The 18,197-nt window shown below is 67.6% G+C and carries 16 protein-coding genes; 12 read left to right on the plus strand and 4 right to left on the minus strand.

What is annotated here, in order from left to right; translation table 11 throughout:
• Positions 1–39 precede the first annotated feature (39 nt).
• The 3 genes from PHLH3_RS00435 to PHLH3_RS00445 all read left to right on the plus strand — a co-directional run bounded on the left by PHLH3_RS00435 (position 40) and on the right by PHLH3_RS00445 (position 4,524).
• Entirely contained in the window at positions 40–2,175 is a 2,136-nt protein-coding gene (locus PHLH3_RS00435; RefSeq protein WP_213627513.1) for an adenosylcobalamin-dependent ribonucleoside-diphosphate reductase, read from the plus strand.
• A gap of 15 nt (positions 2,176–2,190) precedes the next feature.
• A complete protein-coding gene (locus PHLH3_RS00440; protein ID WP_213627515.1) occupies positions 2,191–2,877 on the plus strand; it encodes an NrdJb in 687 nt (228 codons plus the stop codon).
• A gap of 567 nt (positions 2,878–3,444) precedes the next feature.
• Entirely contained in the window at positions 3,445–4,524 is a 1,080-nt protein-coding gene (locus tag PHLH3_RS00445) for a DUF4419 domain-containing protein (RefSeq protein ID WP_213627517.1), read from the plus strand.
• Here the strand turns inward: PHLH3_RS00445 and PHLH3_RS00450 are convergent.
• Positions 4,521–5,471, minus strand: coding sequence for a homoserine kinase (locus tag PHLH3_RS00450; RefSeq protein WP_213627519.1), 951 nt, complete (start codon positions 5,469–5,471; stop codon positions 4,521–4,523). The genes PHLH3_RS00445 and PHLH3_RS00450 overlap by 4 nt on opposite strands.
• Before the next feature lie 32 nt (positions 5,472–5,503).
• On the minus strand, positions 5,504–5,788 hold the full coding sequence (locus PHLH3_RS00455; RefSeq protein WP_111259321.1) for a DUF2782 domain-containing protein: 285 nt from the start codon (positions 5,786–5,788) through the stop codon (positions 5,504–5,506).
• A 77-nt stretch (positions 5,789–5,865) separates the two neighbouring features.
• On the opposite strand from PHLH3_RS00455, the gene polA reads away from it, so the two are divergent.
• On the plus strand, positions 5,866–8,613 hold the full coding sequence (gene polA / locus PHLH3_RS00460; protein WP_213627521.1) for a DNA polymerase I: 2,748 nt from the start codon (positions 5,866–5,868) through the stop codon (positions 8,611–8,613).
• Positions 8,614–8,864: 251 nt separating this feature from the next.
• Here the strand turns inward: polA and yihA are convergent, their stop codons facing one another.
• On the minus strand, positions 8,865–9,512 hold the full coding sequence (yihA, locus tag PHLH3_RS00465) for a ribosome biogenesis GTP-binding protein YihA/YsxC (RefSeq protein WP_173174797.1): 648 nt from the start codon (positions 9,510–9,512) through the stop codon (positions 8,865–8,867).
• A 175-nt stretch (positions 9,513–9,687) separates the two neighbouring features.
• Here yihA and PHLH3_RS00470 point away from each other — a divergent pair, with 175 nt between their 5' ends.
• From PHLH3_RS00470 to PHLH3_RS00490, 5 genes are all read left to right on the plus strand, one after another.
• Positions 9,688–9,978 (plus strand): c-type cytochrome, encoded by a 291-nt coding sequence (locus tag PHLH3_RS00470; RefSeq protein WP_111259379.1) that lies wholly within the window; start codon positions 9,688–9,690, stop codon positions 9,976–9,978.
• A 53-nt stretch (positions 9,979–10,031) separates the two neighbouring features.
• Positions 10,032–10,637 carry a c-type cytochrome gene (locus PHLH3_RS00475; RefSeq protein WP_111259324.1) on the plus strand — a complete coding sequence of 202 codons (606 nt, stop codon included), beginning with the start codon at positions 10,032–10,034 and terminating at the stop codon, positions 10,635–10,637.
• Between the two features lie 153 nt (positions 10,638–10,790).
• Entirely contained in the window at positions 10,791–11,420 is a 630-nt protein-coding gene (locus PHLH3_RS00480) for a thiol:disulfide interchange protein DsbA/DsbL (protein WP_213627523.1), read from the plus strand.
• Positions 11,421–11,441: 21 nt separating this feature from the next.
• Complete coding sequence (locus PHLH3_RS00485; RefSeq protein WP_213627525.1) at positions 11,442–12,320, plus strand: endonuclease/exonuclease/phosphatase family protein; 879 nt, start codon at positions 11,442–11,444, stop codon at positions 12,318–12,320.
• Entirely contained in the window at positions 12,317–14,368 is a 2,052-nt protein-coding gene (locus tag PHLH3_RS00490; protein ID WP_213627527.1) for a GGDEF domain-containing protein, read from the plus strand. The genes PHLH3_RS00485 and PHLH3_RS00490 overlap by 4 nt, the downstream gene beginning before the upstream one ends.
• Positions 14,369–14,374: 6 nt before the next feature.
• Here the strand turns inward: PHLH3_RS00490 and PHLH3_RS00495 are convergent, their stop codons facing one another.
• A complete protein-coding gene (locus PHLH3_RS00495) occupies positions 14,375–15,796 on the minus strand; it encodes a DASH family cryptochrome (RefSeq protein WP_213627529.1) in 1,422 nt (473 codons plus the stop codon).
• 196 nt (positions 15,797–15,992) lie between these two features.
• Here PHLH3_RS00495 and PHLH3_RS00500 point away from each other — a divergent pair, with 196 nt between their 5' ends.
• From PHLH3_RS00500 to PHLH3_RS00510, 3 genes are all read left to right on the plus strand, one after another.
• Positions 15,993–16,673 carry a hypothetical protein gene (locus PHLH3_RS00500; protein WP_213627531.1) on the plus strand — a complete coding sequence of 227 codons (681 nt, stop codon included), beginning with the start codon at positions 15,993–15,995 and terminating at the stop codon, positions 16,671–16,673.
• 74 nt (positions 16,674–16,747) lie between these two features.
• On the plus strand, positions 16,748–17,341 hold the full coding sequence (locus tag PHLH3_RS00505; RefSeq protein WP_111259329.1) for a MarC family protein: 594 nt from the start codon (positions 16,748–16,750) through the stop codon (positions 17,339–17,341).
• Positions 17,338–18,150: an N-acetylmuramoyl-L-alanine amidase gene (locus PHLH3_RS00510; RefSeq protein ID WP_213627533.1), complete on the plus strand. Its 813-nt coding sequence runs from the start codon at positions 17,338–17,340 to the stop codon at positions 18,148–18,150. The genes PHLH3_RS00505 and PHLH3_RS00510 overlap by 4 nt, the downstream gene beginning before the upstream one ends.
• Positions 18,151–18,197 lie beyond the last annotated feature (47 nt).

Raw genomic sequence — 18,197 nt, forward strand, 5'->3', positions numbered from 1 at the left:
CTTCCAAAGGTTCATCCAGGCGACAGGAGGTTCCGGCGAATGGCCAAGACAGGCACCACGATCCAGGCGCGCGAGGGCATCGCCCTGCAGGCCGCGTCCGAAGACATCTGGGACAGCAAGTACCGGCTCAAGCACAAGGACGGCACCCCGGTCGACGCCACGCTCGACCACACCTGGCAGCGGGTCGCCAAGGCCCTGGCCGAGGTCGAGACGAACGACCCCGGGCACTGGTACGAACGCTTCCTCTGGGCGCTGCGCAACGGCGCCATCCCCGCCGGGCGGATCATCTCCAACGCCGGCGCCCTGGGCCACAAGCCGGCCACTTCCACCATCAACTGCACGGTCTCCGGGATCATCCACGACTCCATGGACGACATCCTGGCCAAGGTCCACGAGGCCGGACTGACGTTGAAGGCCGGCTGCGGCATCGGCTACGAGTTCAGCACCCTGCGCCCACGTGGCGCCTACGTTTCCGGCGCCGGCGCGCATACCAGCGGGCCGCTGTCGTTCATGGATATCTACGACAAGATGTGCTTCACCGTGAGCTCCGCCGGTGGGCGCCGGGGCGCGCAGATGGGCACCTTCGACGTCAGCCACCCGGACGTGCGCGAGTTCATCCGTGCCAAGCGCGAGGATGGCCGCCTGCGCCAGTTCAACCTCAGCCTGCTGATCACCGACGGCTTCATGCAGGCGGTGGAGGCCGATGGCGACTGGCCCCTGGTGTTCCCCGTGCACGCCAAGGAGCTGGATGAGGTCGACCTGGGCGACCCCGAGCAGGTGGTCTGGCGCGAGTGGCCGGTGCACGAGGGCTACCAGGTGCGCGAGGACGCTCTGGTGGCCTGCCGCGTCTATGGCCGGCTCAAGGCTCGGCACCTGTGGGACATGATCATGGTCTCCACCTACGACTACGCCGAGCCGGGGTTCATCCTCATCGACCGGGTCAACGACCTGAACAACAACTGGTGGTGCGAGGCGATCCGCGCCACCAACCCCTGCGGCGAGCAGCCGCTGCCGCCCTACGGCTCCTGCCTGCTGGGCTCGATCAACCTGACCCGCTTCGTCGAGGCGCCCTTCAGCGAGGACGCGCGCTTCGACTGGGACCGCTTCCGCGAGGTGGTCGGGGTCTTCACCCGCATGCTCGACAACGTGGTGGAGATCAACGGCCTGCCGCTGGAACAGCAGCGCGAGGAGATCACCGACAAGCGCCGCCACGGCATGGGCTTCCTCGGCCTGGGGTCGGCACTGACCCTGCTGCGCCTGCGCTACGGCAGCCCGGAGGCCTGTGTGTTCACCGAGGAAGTGGCCCGTGAGATGGCCTTGGTGGGCTGGCAGCAGGCCCTGGAGCTGGCCCGGGAGAAAGGCCCCGCGCCGCTGCTGGCGAAGCGCTTCGCGGTGACCGCGGAGATGCTGCGCAAGCGCCCGGAGATGGCCGCGGACGGCCTCAAGGTGGGTGACGAGGTGCCGGGCAGCGTGCTGCATGCGCGCTACTCGCGCTACATGCAGCGCGTCGCCGAGTACGCGCCGGAACTGGTCGAGGAGCTGGCACGGGTCGGCGCGCGCTTCACCCACCACAGCTCCATCGCCCCCACCGGCACCATCAGCCTGAGCCTGGCCAACAACGCCTCCAACGGCATCGAGCCGAGCTTCGCCCACGCCTATTCACGCAACCTGATCCGCCCCGGGCGCAAGACCAAGGAGAAGATCGAGGTGTGCAGCTACGAGTTGCTGGCCTACCGCACCCTGGTCAACGCCCGCGCCGTGCCGGGGGCCGAGACGGCGGCGCAGAAGCTGCCGGACTACTTCGTCGCCGCCGACGACATCAGCCCGGCCGAGCACGTGGACATCCAGGCGGCGGCGCAGAAGTGGGTGGATTCGTCCATCTCCAAGACCGCCAACGTGCCCACCGACTACCCCTTCGAGGACTTCAAGGACATCTACCGCTACGCCTGGCGCCAGGGGCTCAAGGGCTGCACCACCTTCCGCTTCAACCCGGCGGCCTTCCAGGGCGTGCTGGTGAAGGACGCGGACCTGGAGAAGACCCGCTACCGCTTCGAACTGGAAGACGGCAGCGTGGTGGAGCTCAAGGGCAACGAGCAGGTGGAGTACGACGGTGAGTTGCACACCGCCGCCAACCTCTTCGACGCCTTGAAAGAAGGCTATTACGGCAAGTACTGATTCGCGGAGGCAGCGATGAGCGTGAAGATCAGCCAGAAGATCAAGGGCTTCAAGGTGGTCGACGTCGAGGCCGAGCGCGTGCGCCTGGCCGCCGAGGAAGCGGCCGCCGTGGTGCAGATGGACGAGACCCTGCAGCGCCCGGAGACCCTGGTCGGCGCCACCTACAAGATCAAGTCGCCGCTGTTCGAGCATGCCCTGTACGTGACCATCAACGACATCGTGCTCAACCCCGGCACGGCCTACGAGCAGCGCCGGCCCTTCGAGATCTTCATCAACTCCAAGGGCATGGAGCACTTCCAGTGGATCGTCGCCCTCACCCGCATCATGTCGGCGGTGTTCCGCAAGGGCGGCGACTGCACCTTCCTGGTGGAGGAGCTGAAGGCGGTGTTCGACCCGCGCGGCGGCTACCTCAAGCGTGGCGGCATCTACATGCCCTCGCTGGTGGCGGAGATCGGCGCGGTGCTCGAACGCCACCTGATCGCCATCGGCCTGATGGAAGGCCAGCAACTGGGCGAGGAACAGAAGCTCTACCTCGCCGAGAAACGCGCCGCCTACGAAGCCAGCCTGGGGACCAGCACCGCCGAACCCGGCGAAGGCTTCCCGCCCGGCTCCCAGCTCTGCGGCAAGTGCAACACCCAGGCGGTGGTGCAGATGGACGGCTGTGCCACCTGCCTCAACTGCGGGCACTCGAAATGTGGGTGAGCCCGCTCAAAACGCATGCGTTTTGAAGGGCGAACGCCCGGCCAAGGATGGCCGGGCCGGGGTCGAACCGAGGCAGCGGAGCACCGACAGGGACGTCCACAGCGGGCTTTATCTTCACACGGACAAGCATGCGTTTTTGAAGGGCGAACGCCCGGCCATGGATGGCCGGGCCGGGGTCGAACTGAGGCAGCGGAGCACCGACAGGGACGTCCACAGCGGGCTTTACCTTCACTCGGTCAACGCATGCGTTGCGCCGGCGAACGCCCGGCCAAGGATGGCCGGGCCGGGGTCGAACCGAGGCAGCGGAGTACCGACAGGGATGTCCACAGCGGGCTTCACCTTCACACGGACACGCATGCGTTGCGCCTGAGCGCATATTTCCTGGGCTGAAGCCCAGGCTACATCGAGTCTCAATCCGGGCTTCGGAGCCCACGTAGGGTGTGCTGCGCGCACCTGCGACGTTCCAGCCCATGCATCGTCTACCCCTGATAGCGAGGCCTGGGGTAGCTGCACCACATTCGGCAAACCGGCAACATGTCGCCTTTTCCAGGTTCAGGGAGAGCCCGAATGATCCGCTTCACCCTCTCGGATGTTGAACACGGCGCGCGCTATCGGCCCGTGCCGGCGGATACGGTCATGCGCGCGTTGCTCAACCGGCCGGTGGAGGCGCTGGACTGCATGGCCGCCGAGCTGCTGGAGGAGGACAACTGCAACGCTTTCGCCAAGGCCGCCTGCCGGGCCTTCTATGGGCACCACCCGCTGGTCATCCGCCCGGACGACATCTGGTTCTGCATCGCCCAGGGTTTCGCCAACCACATGGCGCTGCACGGCGAGCAGCTCCGGCCCGATCTGGTGAGCCACCAGGGCAAGAAGAAGCTCTCGGTGTTCTGCCCCGACTATCCCTTTGCCGACAAGAGCCGGTGGGTCGAGCTGTTCGGTGATTTCTCCCGGCAGATCGCCGGGGAGATCCCGCAGTTCTCCGACTTCATCGCCACGGCCTTCTCCACCACCGGCCCCATCGAGAGCGCCGCCTTCTCGCTGTGCTGGATGGATGCCTTCAGCGGCTATTTCGACTACGAGATGCTGGCCGGCTGCGGTATCCCCGAGATCGAGCTGCAGGGCAGCGAGGATGACTGGCAGCTGATCATCGAGCGCTTCACCGTACTGGAGGGCTACGGCCTCGGCGCCTGGGTCGCGAGCCTGAAGCCGGTGCTGGAAGCCATCGCCCGCACGGCTTCCGGCGAAGTCGACCGGGCCTTCTGGGAGTCCTTCTTCCGCTATCGCAGCGGTTCGGGCCCGTCGGAGCTGACCGGCTGGATCCTCACGCTGTTCCCCTACCTCACCGACCCCTGGACGGACGCGCTGCAGCCCAACCCCTACCTGGGGGATTGGCAGGTGCGCTTCGAGCGGGCGCGTGCAGCGGCGATCCCGGGTGACTGGCTGATGGCGGACCAGGCCCAGGGGCCGGGTCTGCAGGCGATACCCAAGAGCCTGGTGAGCGCGGTGCTGCTGATCGATGACCTGACGACCGGCACCAGGCGCGACGCGCGGCTGGTGGGCGGGCTGTTCGGCGTGGCCCAGCGCGACGCGGACGGCGCGCTGTACCCGGCGTTCGGCTGGGCGGTGGTGGAGGAGCCCGCTGCCTAGAGGGCGAAGGGCAGCGGCAGGTGCACGTCCTGGCGGTGGGCCAGGCGGCGCTGGAATTCGGCGGGGTCGTGGATCAGCACGTCCTGGCCGGCGAAGGCGTTGGCGGCGATCAGGCGCGACAGCCAGAAGCGCACGCAGGCGACGCGCAGCAGGGTCGGCCAGAGTTCCGCCTCGGCGGCGCTGAAGGGGCGCAGGGCGGCATAGGCGCCGAGCAGGGCGCGGGCGCGCTGGGCGTCCAGGCGGCCTTCGTCGTCGGAGCACCAGTCGTTCAGGCAGATCGCCAGGTCGTAGAGCATCGGCCCCGAGCAGGCGTTGTAGAAGTCGATCAGCCCGGCCAGGTGCGGGCCGTCGAACAGCACGTTGTCGCGGAACAGGTCGGCGTGCAGGTTGGCGCGGGGCAGGGCGAGGATGCGCGGCTTGAGCTCGGCGATTTCCTTCAGGGCGTCACGCAATAAAGGCAGCGCGGCGTCGTCCAGTTGCAGGGCGAGGGACGGGCCCTCTTCGATCATCCAGTCCAGGCCGCGGTCGCTCTTGCGCTCGATGGGGTGTTCGCGGGTGGCCAGGTGCAGGCGGGCCAGCAGTGCGCCGACCTCGCTGCAATGGTGCGCGTTGGGCTCGCGCACATGCTTGCCGGCGAGCCGGGGTTGCAGCAGCGCGGGCTTCTCCGCCAGCTCGCGCAGGGCCTGGCCGTCGGCGGTACGCAGGGCGTAGGGCACTGGCAGGCCGGCGTCGTGGAGCACGTCGAGCAGTTCGATGAAGAACGGCAGGTCGTGGCTGGGGCCGCGCTCCACCAGGGTCAGCACGTATTCACCCCGCTCCAGGCTGACGAAGAAGTTGCTGTTCTCCGAGCCTTCGGCGATGCCCTTGAAGTCCTTGAGGCGCCCCAGCCCGTAGGGGGCCAGGAAGGTTTCGAGTTCGGGGCGTTCGAGCGGGGTGAAAACGGACATTGGACTACCTTGTTACGGCCGGCACGACGGCCTTACCAGCTGAAGATTTCCCACTGCGGGATCAGCATGTCCGGGTTGTCCGACCGGATGAAGTTGCTGTCGCCGTCTGCGCGGACCAGGAAATAGGGCTTGCCACCCTTGGGGGTGACCTTGATGGCATAGAGGAAACCGTTGACGCGGTATTCCTGGATGGTCTTGTCGCCGTCCTGGCGGATGGTCACGTCGGGCTCGGCAGAGGGGGCGTCGTCGGCGGCGAATACGCCGGCCGGGGCGACGACCAGCAGGCTGGCAAGCAACAGGCGGTTGATGGCGCGCATGGTGGTAACCTTGTCCCTTATCGTCAATGATCGGGCCATTCTACTGCGGGTCCGGCGAATAAAGGTTGAATTCACGCATGAGCCAAGCCCCTCTCGTCCTGGTGGACGGTTCCTCCTACCTGTACCGCGCCTTTCATGCCCTGCCCCCGCTGACCACCTCCGCCGGCCTGCCGACGGGCGCGGTCAAGGGCGTGCTGAACATGCTGAAAAGCCTGCGCAAGCAGTACCCGGACAGCCCCTTCGCGGTGGTCTTCGACGCCAAGGGCGGGACCTTCCGTGACGAGATGTTCGCCGAGTACAAGGCCAACCGGCCGTCGATGCCGGACGAGCTGCGGGTGCAGGTCGAGCCGCTGCACGCCACCGTGCGCGCACTGGGGCTGCCGCTGCTGTGCGTGGAGGGCGTGGAGGCCGACGACGTGATCGGCACCCTCGCCCGGCAGAGCGCGGCGCTGGGGCGCGCGGTGGTGATCTCCACCGGCGACAAGGACATGGCGCAGCTGGTCGACGGGCACATTACGCTGGTCAACACCATGACCGGAAGCGTGCTGGACATCGATGGCGTGAAAGAGAAATTCGGCGTCGGTCCTGAGCTGATCATCGACTACCTGGCCCTGATGGGCGACAAGGTCGACAACATCCCCGGCGTGCCCGGCGTCGGCGAGAAGACCGCCCTGGGCCTGCTGACCGGCGTCGGTGGCGGCCTGGACGTGCTCTACGCCAGCCTCGACAAGGTGCCCGAGCTGGCGATCCGCGGCGCCAAGGGCCTGCCGGCCAAGCTCGAGGAGCACAAGGAGATGGCCTACCTCTCCTACAAGCTGGCCACCATCAAGTGCGACGTCGAGCTGAACGTTGAGATCGAGGCGCTGCACCCCGGCGAGCCGGATGTGGAAGCCCTGACCGAGCTGTACCGCACCCTGGAATTCAAGACCGGCCTGGACGACCTGCAGCGCCAGGCCAAGGCCGCCGGCGAGACGCTGCCGCCGCCCGTGCAGCCGGCCGAAGCGGTCGAGACCCGCTATGAAACCGTGCTGGATCAGGCGCAGTTCGATGCCTGGCTGAAGAAGCTGCAGGACGCGCCGCTGTTCGCCTTCGACACCGAGACCACCAGCCTCGACCCGCAGCAGGCGCAGGTGGTCGGCGTGTCCTTCGCCGTCAGCCCGCACGAGGCGGCCTATGTGCCGCTGGCCCACTCCTATATGGGCGTGCCCGAGCAGTTGGACCGCGACGCCGTGCTCGAGGCCCTCAAGCCGCTGCTGGAGGACCCGGCCAAGGGCAAGATCGGCCAGCACGCCAAGTACGACATGAACGTCCTGGCCAACGCCTCGACGCCCATCCTCATGCAGGGCATCGCGTTCGACACCATGCTCGAGTCCTATGTGCTGGATTCCACCGCGACCCGCCACGATATGGACAGCCTGTCGCTGAAGTACCTCGGCCACAGCACCATCCGTTTCGAGGACATCGCCGGCAAGGGTGCCAAGCAGCTGACCTTCGACCAGATCGCCATCGAGCAGGCCGGCCCCTACGCCGCCGAGGACGCCGACATCACCCTGCGCCTGCACCAGACCCTATGGCAGAAGCTGGAGGCCACGCCGTCGCTGGCCTCCGTGTTCCGCGACATCGAGATGCCGCTGGTGCCGGTGCTGGCGCGTATCGAGCGCAACGGCGCCTACGTCGACGCCAGGTTGCTCGGCCAGCAGAGCATCGAGCTGGGTACGCGCATGGTGGAGCTGGAGCGCCAGGCCTACGAGCTGGCCGGCCAGGAGTTCAACCTCGGCTCGCCCAAGCAGCTCGGTACCATCCTCTACGAGAAGCTCGGCCTGCCGGTGCTGTCCAAGACCGCCACCGGCCAGCCTTCGACCGCCGAGAACGTGCTGGCGGAGCTGGCCGAGCAGGACTTCGAGCTGCCCAAGGTGATCATGCAGTACCGCACCGTGAGCAAGCTCAAGAGCACCTACACCGACAAGCTGCCGGAGCAGATCAACCCGCGCACCGGGCGCATCCACACCTCCTATCACCAGGCGGTGGCGGCGACCGGGCGGCTGTCCTCCACCGACCCGAACCTGCAGAACATCCCGATCCGCACCGCCGAGGGCCGGCGCATCCGCCAGGCCTTCGTCGCGCCCAAGGGCTACAAGCTGCTGGCGGCGGACTACTCGCAGATCGAGCTGCGCATCATGGCCCACCTGGCCAAGGACGAAGGCCTGCTGGACGCCTTCCGTCACGACCGCGACGTGCACCGGGCCACGGCGGCGGAAGTCTTCGGCGTCGAGCTGGAGCAGGTGAGCAACGACCAGCGCCGCAGCGCCAAGGCGATCAACTTCGGCCTCATCTACGGCATGAGCGCCTTCGGCCTGGCCAAGCAGATCGGCGTCGATCGCAAGCAATCCCAGGCGTACATCGACCGCTACTTCGCCCGTTACCCCGGCGTGCTCGCCTACATGGAACGCACCCGCGAGCAGGCCGCGCAGCAGGGCTTCGTCGAGACACTGTTCGGGCGGCGCCTGTACCTGCCCGAGATCAACTCGAAGAACCAGGCCATGCGCAAGGGCGCCGAGCGCACCGCGATCAACGCGCCGATGCAGGGCACGGCCGCCGACATCATGAAGCGCGCCATGGTGGCAGTGGATAACTGGCTGAGCGAATCCGGCCTGGACGCGCGGGTCATCCTCCAGGTGCACGACGAACTGGTGCTGGAGGTGCGCGAGGACCTGGTGGAACAGGTGCGCGAGGCCATCCGCCCCTTGATGAGCGGCGCGGCGCAGCTGGATGTGCCGCTGCTGGTGGAAGTCGGGGTGGGTGACAACTGGGACGAGGCGCACTGAGGCGGCGCCAGCTCTGGCTTAGGCCTCCGGCGCATAACGCCGGAGGCCTTCATAACGAACGGATTTCAGAGAGAGGGTGAACTTTTCCGCTAGGCACAGAGTCAGAGTTCGGGAATGGCTGGTGAAGCCTTCGATGCTCCTTTTGCTGTGTTTAGTGTTGGCAGATATCTGGACCCCGCCCTAGCGGTTCAGACTTGAACCCCGAACTTCCCCCTCCCCATACGAAGCTCGGGGTTTTTTTTGCCTGCGATTCAGGCTTCCGGCTCGACCTGCTCGAATTCCTCGCCCAGTTGCAGCCAGTTGGCCAGCACCGCTTGCGCTTCCTCGACGCCCTGGCGCTTGGGCGCCGAGAACAGCTGGATGGTCACGCCCTCGCCCCACCCCTTGCGGATGTCCTGCTGGACCTTGAGCAGCGCGTTCTTCGCGGCGCCGAACGCCAGCTTGTCGGCCTTGGTCAGAAGGATGTGCATGGGCATGTTGCCGGCGGCGGACCAGTCGAGCATCAGGCGGTCGAAGTCGGTCAGCGGGTGGCGGATGTCCATCATCAGGATCAGCCCGGCCAGGCTTTCGCGGCTGCTCAGGTAGGCTTCCAGGTGGCGTTGCCAGTGCTGCTTGAGCGGGATCGGCACCTTGGCGTAGCCGTAGCCGGGCAGGTCGACCAGGCGCCGCTGCTCGTCCAGCGAGAAGAAGTTGAGCAGCTGGGTGCGCCCCGGGGTCTTCGAGGTGCGCGCCAGGCTGGCGTGGGTGAGCGTATTCAGCGCGCTGGACTTGCCGGCGTTGGAACGCCCGGCGAACGCCACTTCCAGGCCTTCGTCGGGAGGGCACTGGTCGACCTTGGCGGCACTGATGAGAAAGCGGGCCTGTTGGCACAGGCCGATGATCGGGTTCTTGAATGACATGAGGTGTCCACGGGTGCGACGCGGTGTCGCAGGGGGCTGTTTCGTTTCCGTTTGAGCATCGCCAGTATATAATGCCGCAGATTTAGTGTGCGCTTTATCCCCCAGGGTTCAGTGTCCACGGGACTGACCGTTGCGCGACAGAACGCATGGCAGGGCCCCTCTGATGAGGTTGATCATGAAGAAAGTGCTACTCGTCGCAAGCCTTGCGGCGCTGGCCTTTGGCGCTCAGGCCGCCCAGGATCCGGAAGCGGTTTTCAACCGGGCCTGCGGTGCCTGTCACAACGGTCAACTGCCTATGGCGCCGAAAAAGGGCGACAAGGCCGCCTGGGAGCCGCGTCTGGCCAAGGGCAACGATGCTCTGGTCAAGAGCGTCACCAATGGTTTGAACGCCATGCCTCCCCGAGGCTTGTGCATGGACTGCAGTGCCGAGGACTACCAAGCGGTCATCCAGTGGATGAGCCAATAATCAAGGTAGCCCGGCGCTAACTCTTTCACCCTTAGCCGTAATTGGATTAGCTGATGAACAAAGTACTCGTGAGTCTGCTGTTGACCCTGGGCATCACCGGTCTGGCCCACGCCGCTGGCGACGCCAAAGCCGGTCAGGCGAAAGCTGCCGTATGTGGTGCCTGCCATGGTCCGGACGGCAACAGCGCCGCCCCCAACTTCCCGAAACTGGCCGGCCAGGGCGAGCGCTACCTGCTCAAGCAGCTGCACGACATCAAGTCCGGTAACCGCCAAGTGCTGGAAATGACCGGCCTGCTGACCAACCTGAGCGACCAGGACCTGGCTGACATCGCCGCCTACTTCTCCAGCCAGTCCGGCAGCGTCGGCGCCGCCGATCCCAAGCTGGTCGCCCGTGGTGAAGCCCTGTTCCGTGGCGGCAAGCTGGAAGAAGGCATGCCCGCCTGCACCGGTTGCCACTCCCCGAACGGTGCCGGCAACGCCGCCGCCGGCTTCCCGCACCTGGGTGGCCAGCACGCCCAGTACGTGGCCAAGCAACTGACCGACTTCCGCGAAGGCAACCGCACCAACGACGGCGACAGCATGATCATGCGCGCCATCGCCGCGAAGCTGAGCAACAAGGACATCGAAGCCGTGTCCAGCTACATTCAGGGTCTGCACTGAGTCCGACCCAGCGGTAGAAATCGGTAAATAAAAGGGTGGCCATGGCCACCCTTTTTCATTGGTTCCGCCGCTACAATTGCCGGAACCCGACGCACAGCGATCGGTCGAAGCAAGGCCCGCCGCAGAACCATACTGACCGCTTAGGAGTTAAGCATGCGTAACCTGATTCTTTCCGCCGTTCTTGCCAGTGCGAGCCTTTTCGGCATGACCGCACAGGCCGAGGACATCCAGGCCGGCAAACAGTACGTCGAACTGAGCAGCCCGGTCCCGGTGTCCAAGCCCGGCAAGATTGAAGTGGTGGAACTGTTCTGGTACGGCTGCCCCCATTGCTACCAATTCGAACCCACCCTGAACGCCTGGACCGAGAAGCTGCCCGAAGACGTCAACTTCGTGCGCATCCCCGCCATGTTCGGCGGCGTGTGGAACGTCCATGGCCAGCTGTTCATCACCCTGGAGAGCATGGGCGTCGAGCACGCCGTGCACAAAGCTGTGTTCGAGGCCATCCACAAGGAAGGCAAGAAGCTCTCCACCCCCGACGAGATGGCCGAGTTCCTCGCTGGCCAGGGCGTCGACAAGGCCGCCTTCATCAAGGCCTATAACTCCTTCAGCGTGAAGAGCCAGATGGAGAAGGCCAAGAAGCTCGCCATGGCGTATCAGATCTCCGGTGTACCGACCCTGATCGTCAACGGCAAGTACCGCTTCGACATCGGCTCCTCCGGCGGCCCCGAGCAGGCCACCCAGGTTGCCGACTTCCTCATCGCCAAGGAGCGCGCCGCGAAGTAAGCGGCGCCCGGCAGAGCGAAGATGCTGCGCCGCTGGAGCAATGATCGCACCGCGGGCCTGCGGACCCCGCAGGTCAACCCGCATTGCAATTCCAGCGGCCTGCCCCAGGACGGTCGCCTCCGGCTGCTCAGCTTCAATATCCAGGTCGGCATCAGCACCGGCCACTACCGTCATTACCTGACCCGCAGCTGGCAGCACCTGTTGCCCCATGCCGGCCGTGCAGGCAACCTGCAGCGCATCGGTGCCCTGCTCGGCGATTTCGACCTCGTGGCCCTGCAGGAAGTCGATGGCGGCAGTCTGCGCTCGGGCTACGTCAACCAGGTCGAGCACCTCGCCCACCTGGCCGCGTTTCCCTTCTGGTACCAGCAGCTCAACCGCAACCTCGGGCGCATCGCCCAGCACAGCAACGGGTTGCTCAGCCGCCTGCAGCCCACCTGCCTCGAAGACCACCCCCTCCCCGGCCCGCCTGGTCGCGGCGCCATCCTCCTGCGCTTCGGCGAGGGCGAGGACGCGCTGGTGGTGGTGATGATGCACCTGGCCCTCGGCACCAAGGCCCGTACCCGCCAGCTCGCCTACATCCGTGAGCTGATCGGCGGCTACCGCCACCAGGTGCTGATGGGCGACATGAACACCCATGCCAACGACCTGCTGAAGACCTCGCCCCTGCGTGATCTCGGGCTGCTCGCGCCGCAGGTCGAGGCCACCTTCCCGAGCTGGCGCCCACAGCGCTGCCTCGACCACATCCTGCTCAGCCCCAGCCTCGCCCTGGAGCGTGTGCAGGTGCTCAGCCAACCCATCTCCGACCACCTGCCAGTGGCGGTGGACATCCGCCTCCCCGCCTCCCTCACCGGGGATGCGCTGCCGGCCCTGATGGACACCCCCCACGGAACACCTTCATGAGCGACGACGGCCAGCGCTGGAAAGAAAAGTACCTGCAGAGCCTCGAACAGCAGGAGAAGCTGGAGCGCCGCTGGGACGCCCGCCTCGACCTCTTGCGCCGTGGCCTGGTGCGCAGCTCCCTCGCCGCCGAGGGCACCGACAAGGCCGTCGACCAGTGCATGCAGGAGCTGCGCGAGATCATCCGTGGCGACCAGATCGACGCCGGCCTCTCCGCCCTGATCCCGCGCCTGGAAAAGGCCGTGCTCGATTCCGAGCAGCGCCGCCAGCAACGGATCGACCAGAACGTCGGCGCCCTCACCGGGCTGACCAACCAGCTGCTCAAGCTGGATGTGCCGCGTGACGTGCGCAAGGCCCTCAAGCAGTTCGCCAAGCGCATCGACGAGCGCGCCAGCCAGGCGCGGGAGATGCCCGCCCTCCTCGGCGAGCTCAGCGGCCTACAACAGCGCGCCCTCGACGAAATCGTCAATGCCGAATCCGCCACGCCCAGGCCCGGCCTGCTGCAGCGCCTGTTCGGAGGCCAGGGCGACAGCGCCGAAGAGCCCCAGGCGGGCGGCGCGCCGCTCCCGGGTGGCGAAGCCTTGGCCCCGCCGCCGGCCGTCCCCGCACCCGCCGCGTTGCAGGCGGCTGCGACGCCTGCCGAGGATGACGAGCCCGCCGCGCCGGCTGCCGGCGCACCCGTTCCCGCGCCTGCCCAGGCCCCGGTGGCCCAGCCAGCGCCGGCCGCCCCCGGGGCCCTCGAACAACCGGCCCCGCTCCAGGCCGCCGCCGAGGCCGCGCCTGCCGCTGTCCCGGCGCCTGCACCCGCAGCGCCCGCCGCCGCCCCGGTCGATCCGCTCGCCGTGGAGCCCATGGCGTCCGTCGCGGCAGCGGCGCCCGTCACCGCTGTCACCGGTGGCGTGAGCCCGAGCCTGTCCCCGCGCCTCGACAGCCTGCCGCTGCCAGCGGCGCTGCTCACCGGCGAAGGCGACCCGGGCTACGCGCTGCCCACGCCGCCCGAGCCTGGCTACAGCGCCGTCGCGCCGCACGTCGCCGCCAGCCTGCGGGGGCTTCTGGACGAACTCGACCTGCCCGAGCGCCACAAACCCCAGGGCGAAGCCCTGCGCGAGCGCCTGGAGGGCGGCCTGAACTGGTACGAACTGGTGCCGGTGCTGGACGACCTCGCCGTGCTGGTGCTGGCCGTCACCAACAGCGAACACCGCGACTTCGCCCTCTACCTCAAGCAGCTCAACGAGCGCCTGGTCGCCTTCGTCGCCTCCATTTCCGCCGCCCAGGAGGGCTACAGCGAGACCCTGGAAAGCGCCCGCGTGCTCGACGACCAGTTGCGCGAGCAGGTCAGCGACCTGCAGAGCAGCGTGCAGGACGCCACCGACCTGGACGACCTCAAGCGCGCCGTGGAAAAGCGCCTCGACGGCCTGCTCAGCACCATGAACGACTACCAGCGCCAGCGTGCCGCCCGCGAAGAAGAAGTCGGCGGGCGCCTCAAGATGCTGGTGGACCGCGTCGCGACCATGGAACAGGAAGCCAGCGCCTTCCGTGACCATCTCGAGGAGCAGCGGCAGAAGGCACTCAGCGACCCGCTCACCGGCCTGCCCAACCGGGCCGCCTGGAGCGAGCGCCTGGAGCTCGAGGTGGCGCGCTGGAAGCGCTACGGCGGCGAGCTGCTGCTGGCCGTGCTGGACATCGACCACTTCAAGCGCATCAACGACAACTACGGCCACCTGGCCGGCGACAAGGTGCTCAAGATCATCGCCGGCGAGATCGCCAAGCGCCTGCGCAAGACCGACTTCATCGCTCGCTTCGGCGGCGAGGAGTTCGTCCTGCTGATCCCCGCCACTCCGCTGGAGGGTGGCCAGCAATTGCTCGACACCCTGCGCGGGGCCATCGAGCAGTGCCCGTTCCACTTCAAGGGCGAGCCCGTGACCATCACCTTGTCGGGGGGGCTGGTGTCCTTCGTCGAGGGCGAGAAGGACGACCAGGCGTTCGAGCGTGCCGACCAGGCGCTGTACCGCGCCAAGCGCGACGGTCGCAACCGCATCGTGCTGGGCTGAGTCGCCTCAGGCGGCGTAGGTGAGGTAAGGCTTCCAGTCTTCAGGCACGTGCTCCAGGCGCGGGTAGTCCAGGGCGTCGAGTTGCAGGCGCGACAGCTGGAAGGGCGTGTGACGCAGCTCCGGCGGTAGCGCCCGCAACTCGGGCAGCCAGAGGCTCACATAGGTCGCATCCGGGTCGTAGTGACGGGCCTGGCGCAGCGCATTGAAGGCCTGGCTGCGTTGCGGGTCGCTGGCCACGCCGGCCAGGTAAGCCCAGTTGCCCCAGTTGCTCGCCGGGTCGTAGTCCAGGAGGTGTTCCTCGAACCAGGCCGCACCGTGGCGCCAGTCCTGCTCCAGGTCGTGCACCAGGTAGGCGGCCACCACCTGGCGACCGCGGTTGGACATGAAGCCCGTGGCGGCCAGCTCGCGCATGCTGGCGTCCACCAGCGGCATGCCGGTGCGGCCTCGACACCAGCTCTCGAAACGTTCATCCAAGTGTTGTGGCGCCCGCGCGGTGGCCTTCAGCCCGCCGGCCTCGAACAACGCGCTGCCATGGCGCAGCAGGGTCCAGCGGAAATAGTCGCGCCACAACAGCTGCTGCCAGAGCTGATGGGTGGAGGCATTGGCGCCGTACTGCGCCTCGTGACGGCGCAGCTCGGCGGCGACGCGCCGTGGCGAGAGGCTGCCGTTGGCCAGCCAGGGGGAGAACTTGGAGGAGTACTCACTGCCCACCATGCCGTTGCGGCTGTCCTGGTAGCCGCGCACGCTCTGGCTGGTCCACAGGTAGTCGCGCACCCGTGCCAGCGCGGCGGTCTCGCCACCGGAGAAGGGGAACGCACTGATCGATAGGCTGACCGGCTCGCCCAGCCCCAGGCGGGTCGGCGTCGGCAGGGGTTCGAACAGCGCATCCACCGCCTCGGGCAGCGGTGGCAGGGACTCGGGGGCCGGCCGCGGCTGGTACACGCTGGGGCGCTGCTCGATTTGCTCGCGGAACTGGCTGAACACCGCCGGCAGCCGCTCCACCGGCGTCGGCAGCTCCTCGCGGCGCAACAGGCTGTTGCCGGCCAGCTCGCGCAGGCGGATATCGCCCAGGGCCTGGCGCACCTCCTCGACCAGGGCGCGCTCCCGGGGCGCCACCTCTTCGAGGGTCAGCACCTCGTTCAGGTCCAGGTGCTCCATCAGCGCCGGGATCACCTGCGCAGCGTCGCCCTGCACCACCAGCAGGCGCGAGCCGCGCTGGCGCAGCTCGGCGTCCAGGGCGGTGAGGCTTTCCAGCTGGAAGCGGGCGCGGTGCACGCCCATGCGGCGGATGCCCAGGTCGCCCGGACGCAGCAGCTTCGGGTCGAAGACGAACAGGGGAAGAACCCGGTCGGCCGCCAGCGCGGCCTGCACGGCGGGGTGGTCGTCCAGACGCAGGTCCTGTTTGAACCAGAGCAGATGGCGGCGCATGACGTTGATCCTCGGCAGGCATTTCCCTATGCCAACGGATTCCGCTGGCCACTAGAAGTTATAGGCTTTTCGAAGGCGTTGAACAGTGCCGCCCGGAGGATGACCGGTGGCGTTGCTGCCCTCGGGCCGGGAGCTGCGTATAATCCGCCCCTTTTTTCGCGGGCCCCGCCCGCATTCACCTGTGGAGACATCGTCAATGCGTCTTTCCCTTTCGCGTATCGCCAGCTGGTTGGGTGGTTTTGCCCTGACCTTCGGCGCCGTCCAGGTCGCCGGCAACGAACTGCTGCAACTGCAGGACGGCAACCTGCAGTTCGCCACCCTTCCCTATTCCGCCGGCGAGAGCTTCCTCAGCTTCGCCTCCGAGCGCCCGGCCTTCACCGCCGGCCTCTCGCCCAAGGCCCTGGCCGACCTGCCCGGCCACACCCCCGCCCCCCTGCGCATGCGCATCGCCGGGGCCCACGCCACCCCGGCCCCCGGGCAGGGCGGCAACCTGCTCGGCCCCGCCTTCGACCTCCAGGCCCCGGGCTTCGACTACCTGACCCTCAGCCTCTACGACCGCGACGACCAGGACGAGCCCGGTCACAGCGTGCAGTTCAGCGGTGCCTGGGCCTACGCCTTCCGCCTCGGCGACGCCAGCTGGCTGCTGGACGGCGGCCTCGACTGGGCCGGCGCCGAAGGCGAGCGCGAGCAGGGCCTGAGCTTCAGCCCGCAGCTGAGCTTCGATGCCGGCGACTACTTCTTCGCCCAGGGTCGCCAGCTGTTCCTCGGCATCCAGTACCTGCAGCAGAGCGGCGGCTACAGCGAGCTGGACGACGTGCGCGGCAACGCCTCGCGCGACCAGCGCGCGGTCAACACCACCCTCAAGTACCACTTCTGACACCCGACCCGGCACGGCGGCGAGACGTCGCCGCCAGCGCCCTTTACACTTCGTCCTTCAGTTGAGGAGCGCCCATGGAAATTCTCGGCATCGCCGTGCTGATCTTTCTGGTCACCGACCCGTTCGGCAACATCGCCATCTTCCTCGCCGCGCTGAAGAACGTCGCGCCGGAGCGGCGCCTCAAGGTGGCCCTGCGTGAACTGGTGTTCGCCCTCGGCCTGCTGCTGCTCTTCCTCACCTTCGGCGAGAACATCCTCAGCGGCCTCGGCCTCTCCCGCGAGGCCATCGCCATCGCCGGCGGCATCATTCTCTTCATCATCGCCCTGCGCCTGATCTTCCCGCGCCCCGAAGGCGTGCTCGGCGACCTGCCCGACGGCGAGCCGATGCTGGTGCCCCTGGCCACCCCGGCCGTGGCCGGCCCCTCCGCGCTGGCGGTGCTGATGACCCTGCGCAACACCCACCAGGGCGAGCTCTGGGAGCTCTACGTCGCCGTGCTGGTGGCCTGGGCCTGCACCGCCCTGATCCTGCTCCAGGCCGCCTTCCTGCAGCGCTTCCTCGGCCAGCGCGGCCTGATGGCGGTGGAGCGCCTGACTGGCATGCTGCTGATCATGCTCAGCGTCGACATGCTCCTGGACAACCTGCAAAGCGTGCTACACATCAGCCCATGAGAACCCTAGCCCTCGGCCTGTTGCTGGCCCTGCTCGCCGGTTGCGCCAGCGGCCCGCGCATCGACCGCAGCCAGACCTCGGTCAACCAGAACAGCCGCGTGCAGTACGTGGTGCTGCACTACACCTCGACCGACCTGGAGCACTCCCTCGCGCTGCTCACCCATGGCGAGGTCAGCGCCCACTACCTGATCGGCGCCCAGCCGCCGACCATCTACCAGCTGGTGGACGAGAACCGCCGTGCCTGGCACGCCGGCCAGAGCGAATGGCAGGGCCGCACCTGGCTCAACGCGAGCACCATCGGCATCGAGCTGGTCAACGAGGGCTACGAGCAGACCGCCACCGGGCGCAACTGGCAGCCCTTCGACGAGCAGCAGATCGACGCCCTGATCGTGCTGCTCAAGGACATCGTCAAGCGCCACAACCTGCCCCTGGGCAGCATCATCGGGCACAGCGACATCGCCCCCCAGCGCAAGGTCGATCCCGGCCCCCTGTTCCCCTGGAAGCGCCTCGCCGACGCCGGCCTCGTGCCCTGGCCGGAGGCTTCCGCCGTGGCGGTGGAGCAGGCGCGCTTCGCCCAGGCGCTGCCCACCGTCGGCTGGTTCCAGATGCAGCTGGCCCGCCAGGGCTACCCGGTGCCGCGCAACGGGCAGCTGGACGAGGCCACCCGCAACGTCATCGCCGCGTTCCAGATGAAGTACCGCCCGCACCTGTTCGACGGCCAGCCCGATGCCGAGACCGCCGCCCTGTTGCTGGTGCTCAACCGCACCCCGGGGGAGGGCCTGCCGCCCCGCCCCGTGACATTCAATTGACGCAATGACGCCGACGCGCGCCGGTCGGCGTCCGGCGCGATGATTTC

Origin of the sequence: Pseudomonas sp. Pc102, assembly GCF_018408275.1 — a bacterium.
Classification (GTDB): domain Bacteria; phylum Pseudomonadota; class Gammaproteobacteria; order Pseudomonadales; family Pseudomonadaceae; genus Metapseudomonas; species Metapseudomonas tohonis.

Excerpts from the sequence above, each read along its gene's own strand:
- PHLH3_RS00475 (WP_111259324.1), top strand. The coding sequence starts at position 10,032 with ATGAACAAAGTACTCGTGAGTCTGCTGTTGACCCTGGGCATCACCGGT.
- PHLH3_RS00495 (WP_213627529.1), bottom strand. The coding sequence starts at position 15,796 with ATGCGCCGCCATCTGCTCTGGTTCAAACAGGACCTGCGTCTGGACGAC.
- PHLH3_RS00440 (WP_213627515.1), top strand. The coding sequence starts at position 2,191 with ATGAGCGTGAAGATCAGCCAGAAGATCAAGGGCTTCAAGGTGGTCGAC.
- PHLH3_RS00490 (WP_213627527.1), top strand. The coding sequence starts at position 12,317 with ATGAGCGACGACGGCCAGCGCTGGAAAGAAAAGTACCTGCAGAGCCTC.
- PHLH3_RS00510 (WP_213627533.1), top strand. The coding sequence starts at position 17,338 with ATGAGAACCCTAGCCCTCGGCCTGTTGCTGGCCCTGCTCGCCGGTTGC.
- PHLH3_RS00505 (WP_111259329.1), top strand. The coding sequence starts at position 16,748 with ATGGAAATTCTCGGCATCGCCGTGCTGATCTTTCTGGTCACCGACCCG.
- PHLH3_RS00455 (WP_111259321.1), bottom strand. The coding sequence starts at position 5,788 with ATGCGCGCCATCAACCGCCTGTTGCTTGCCAGCCTGCTGGTCGTCGCC.
- PHLH3_RS00500 (WP_213627531.1), top strand. The coding sequence starts at position 15,993 with ATGCGTCTTTCCCTTTCGCGTATCGCCAGCTGGTTGGGTGGTTTTGCC.
- PHLH3_RS00485 (WP_213627525.1), top strand. The coding sequence starts at position 11,442 with ATGCTGCGCCGCTGGAGCAATGATCGCACCGCGGGCCTGCGGACCCCG.
- PHLH3_RS00470 (WP_111259379.1), top strand. The coding sequence starts at position 9,688 with ATGAAGAAAGTGCTACTCGTCGCAAGCCTTGCGGCGCTGGCCTTTGGC.
- yihA (WP_173174797.1), bottom strand. The coding sequence starts at position 9,512 with ATGTCATTCAAGAACCCGATCATCGGCCTGTGCCAACAGGCCCGCTTT.
- PHLH3_RS00445 (WP_213627517.1), top strand. The coding sequence starts at position 3,445 with ATGATCCGCTTCACCCTCTCGGATGTTGAACACGGCGCGCGCTATCGG.
- PHLH3_RS00435 (WP_213627513.1), top strand. The coding sequence starts at position 40 with ATGGCCAAGACAGGCACCACGATCCAGGCGCGCGAGGGCATCGCCCTG.
- PHLH3_RS00450 (WP_213627519.1), bottom strand. The coding sequence starts at position 5,471 with ATGTCCGTTTTCACCCCGCTCGAACGCCCCGAACTCGAAACCTTCCTG.
- PHLH3_RS00480 (WP_213627523.1), top strand. The coding sequence starts at position 10,791 with ATGCGTAACCTGATTCTTTCCGCCGTTCTTGCCAGTGCGAGCCTTTTC.
- polA (WP_213627521.1), top strand. The coding sequence starts at position 5,866 with ATGAGCCAAGCCCCTCTCGTCCTGGTGGACGGTTCCTCCTACCTGTAC.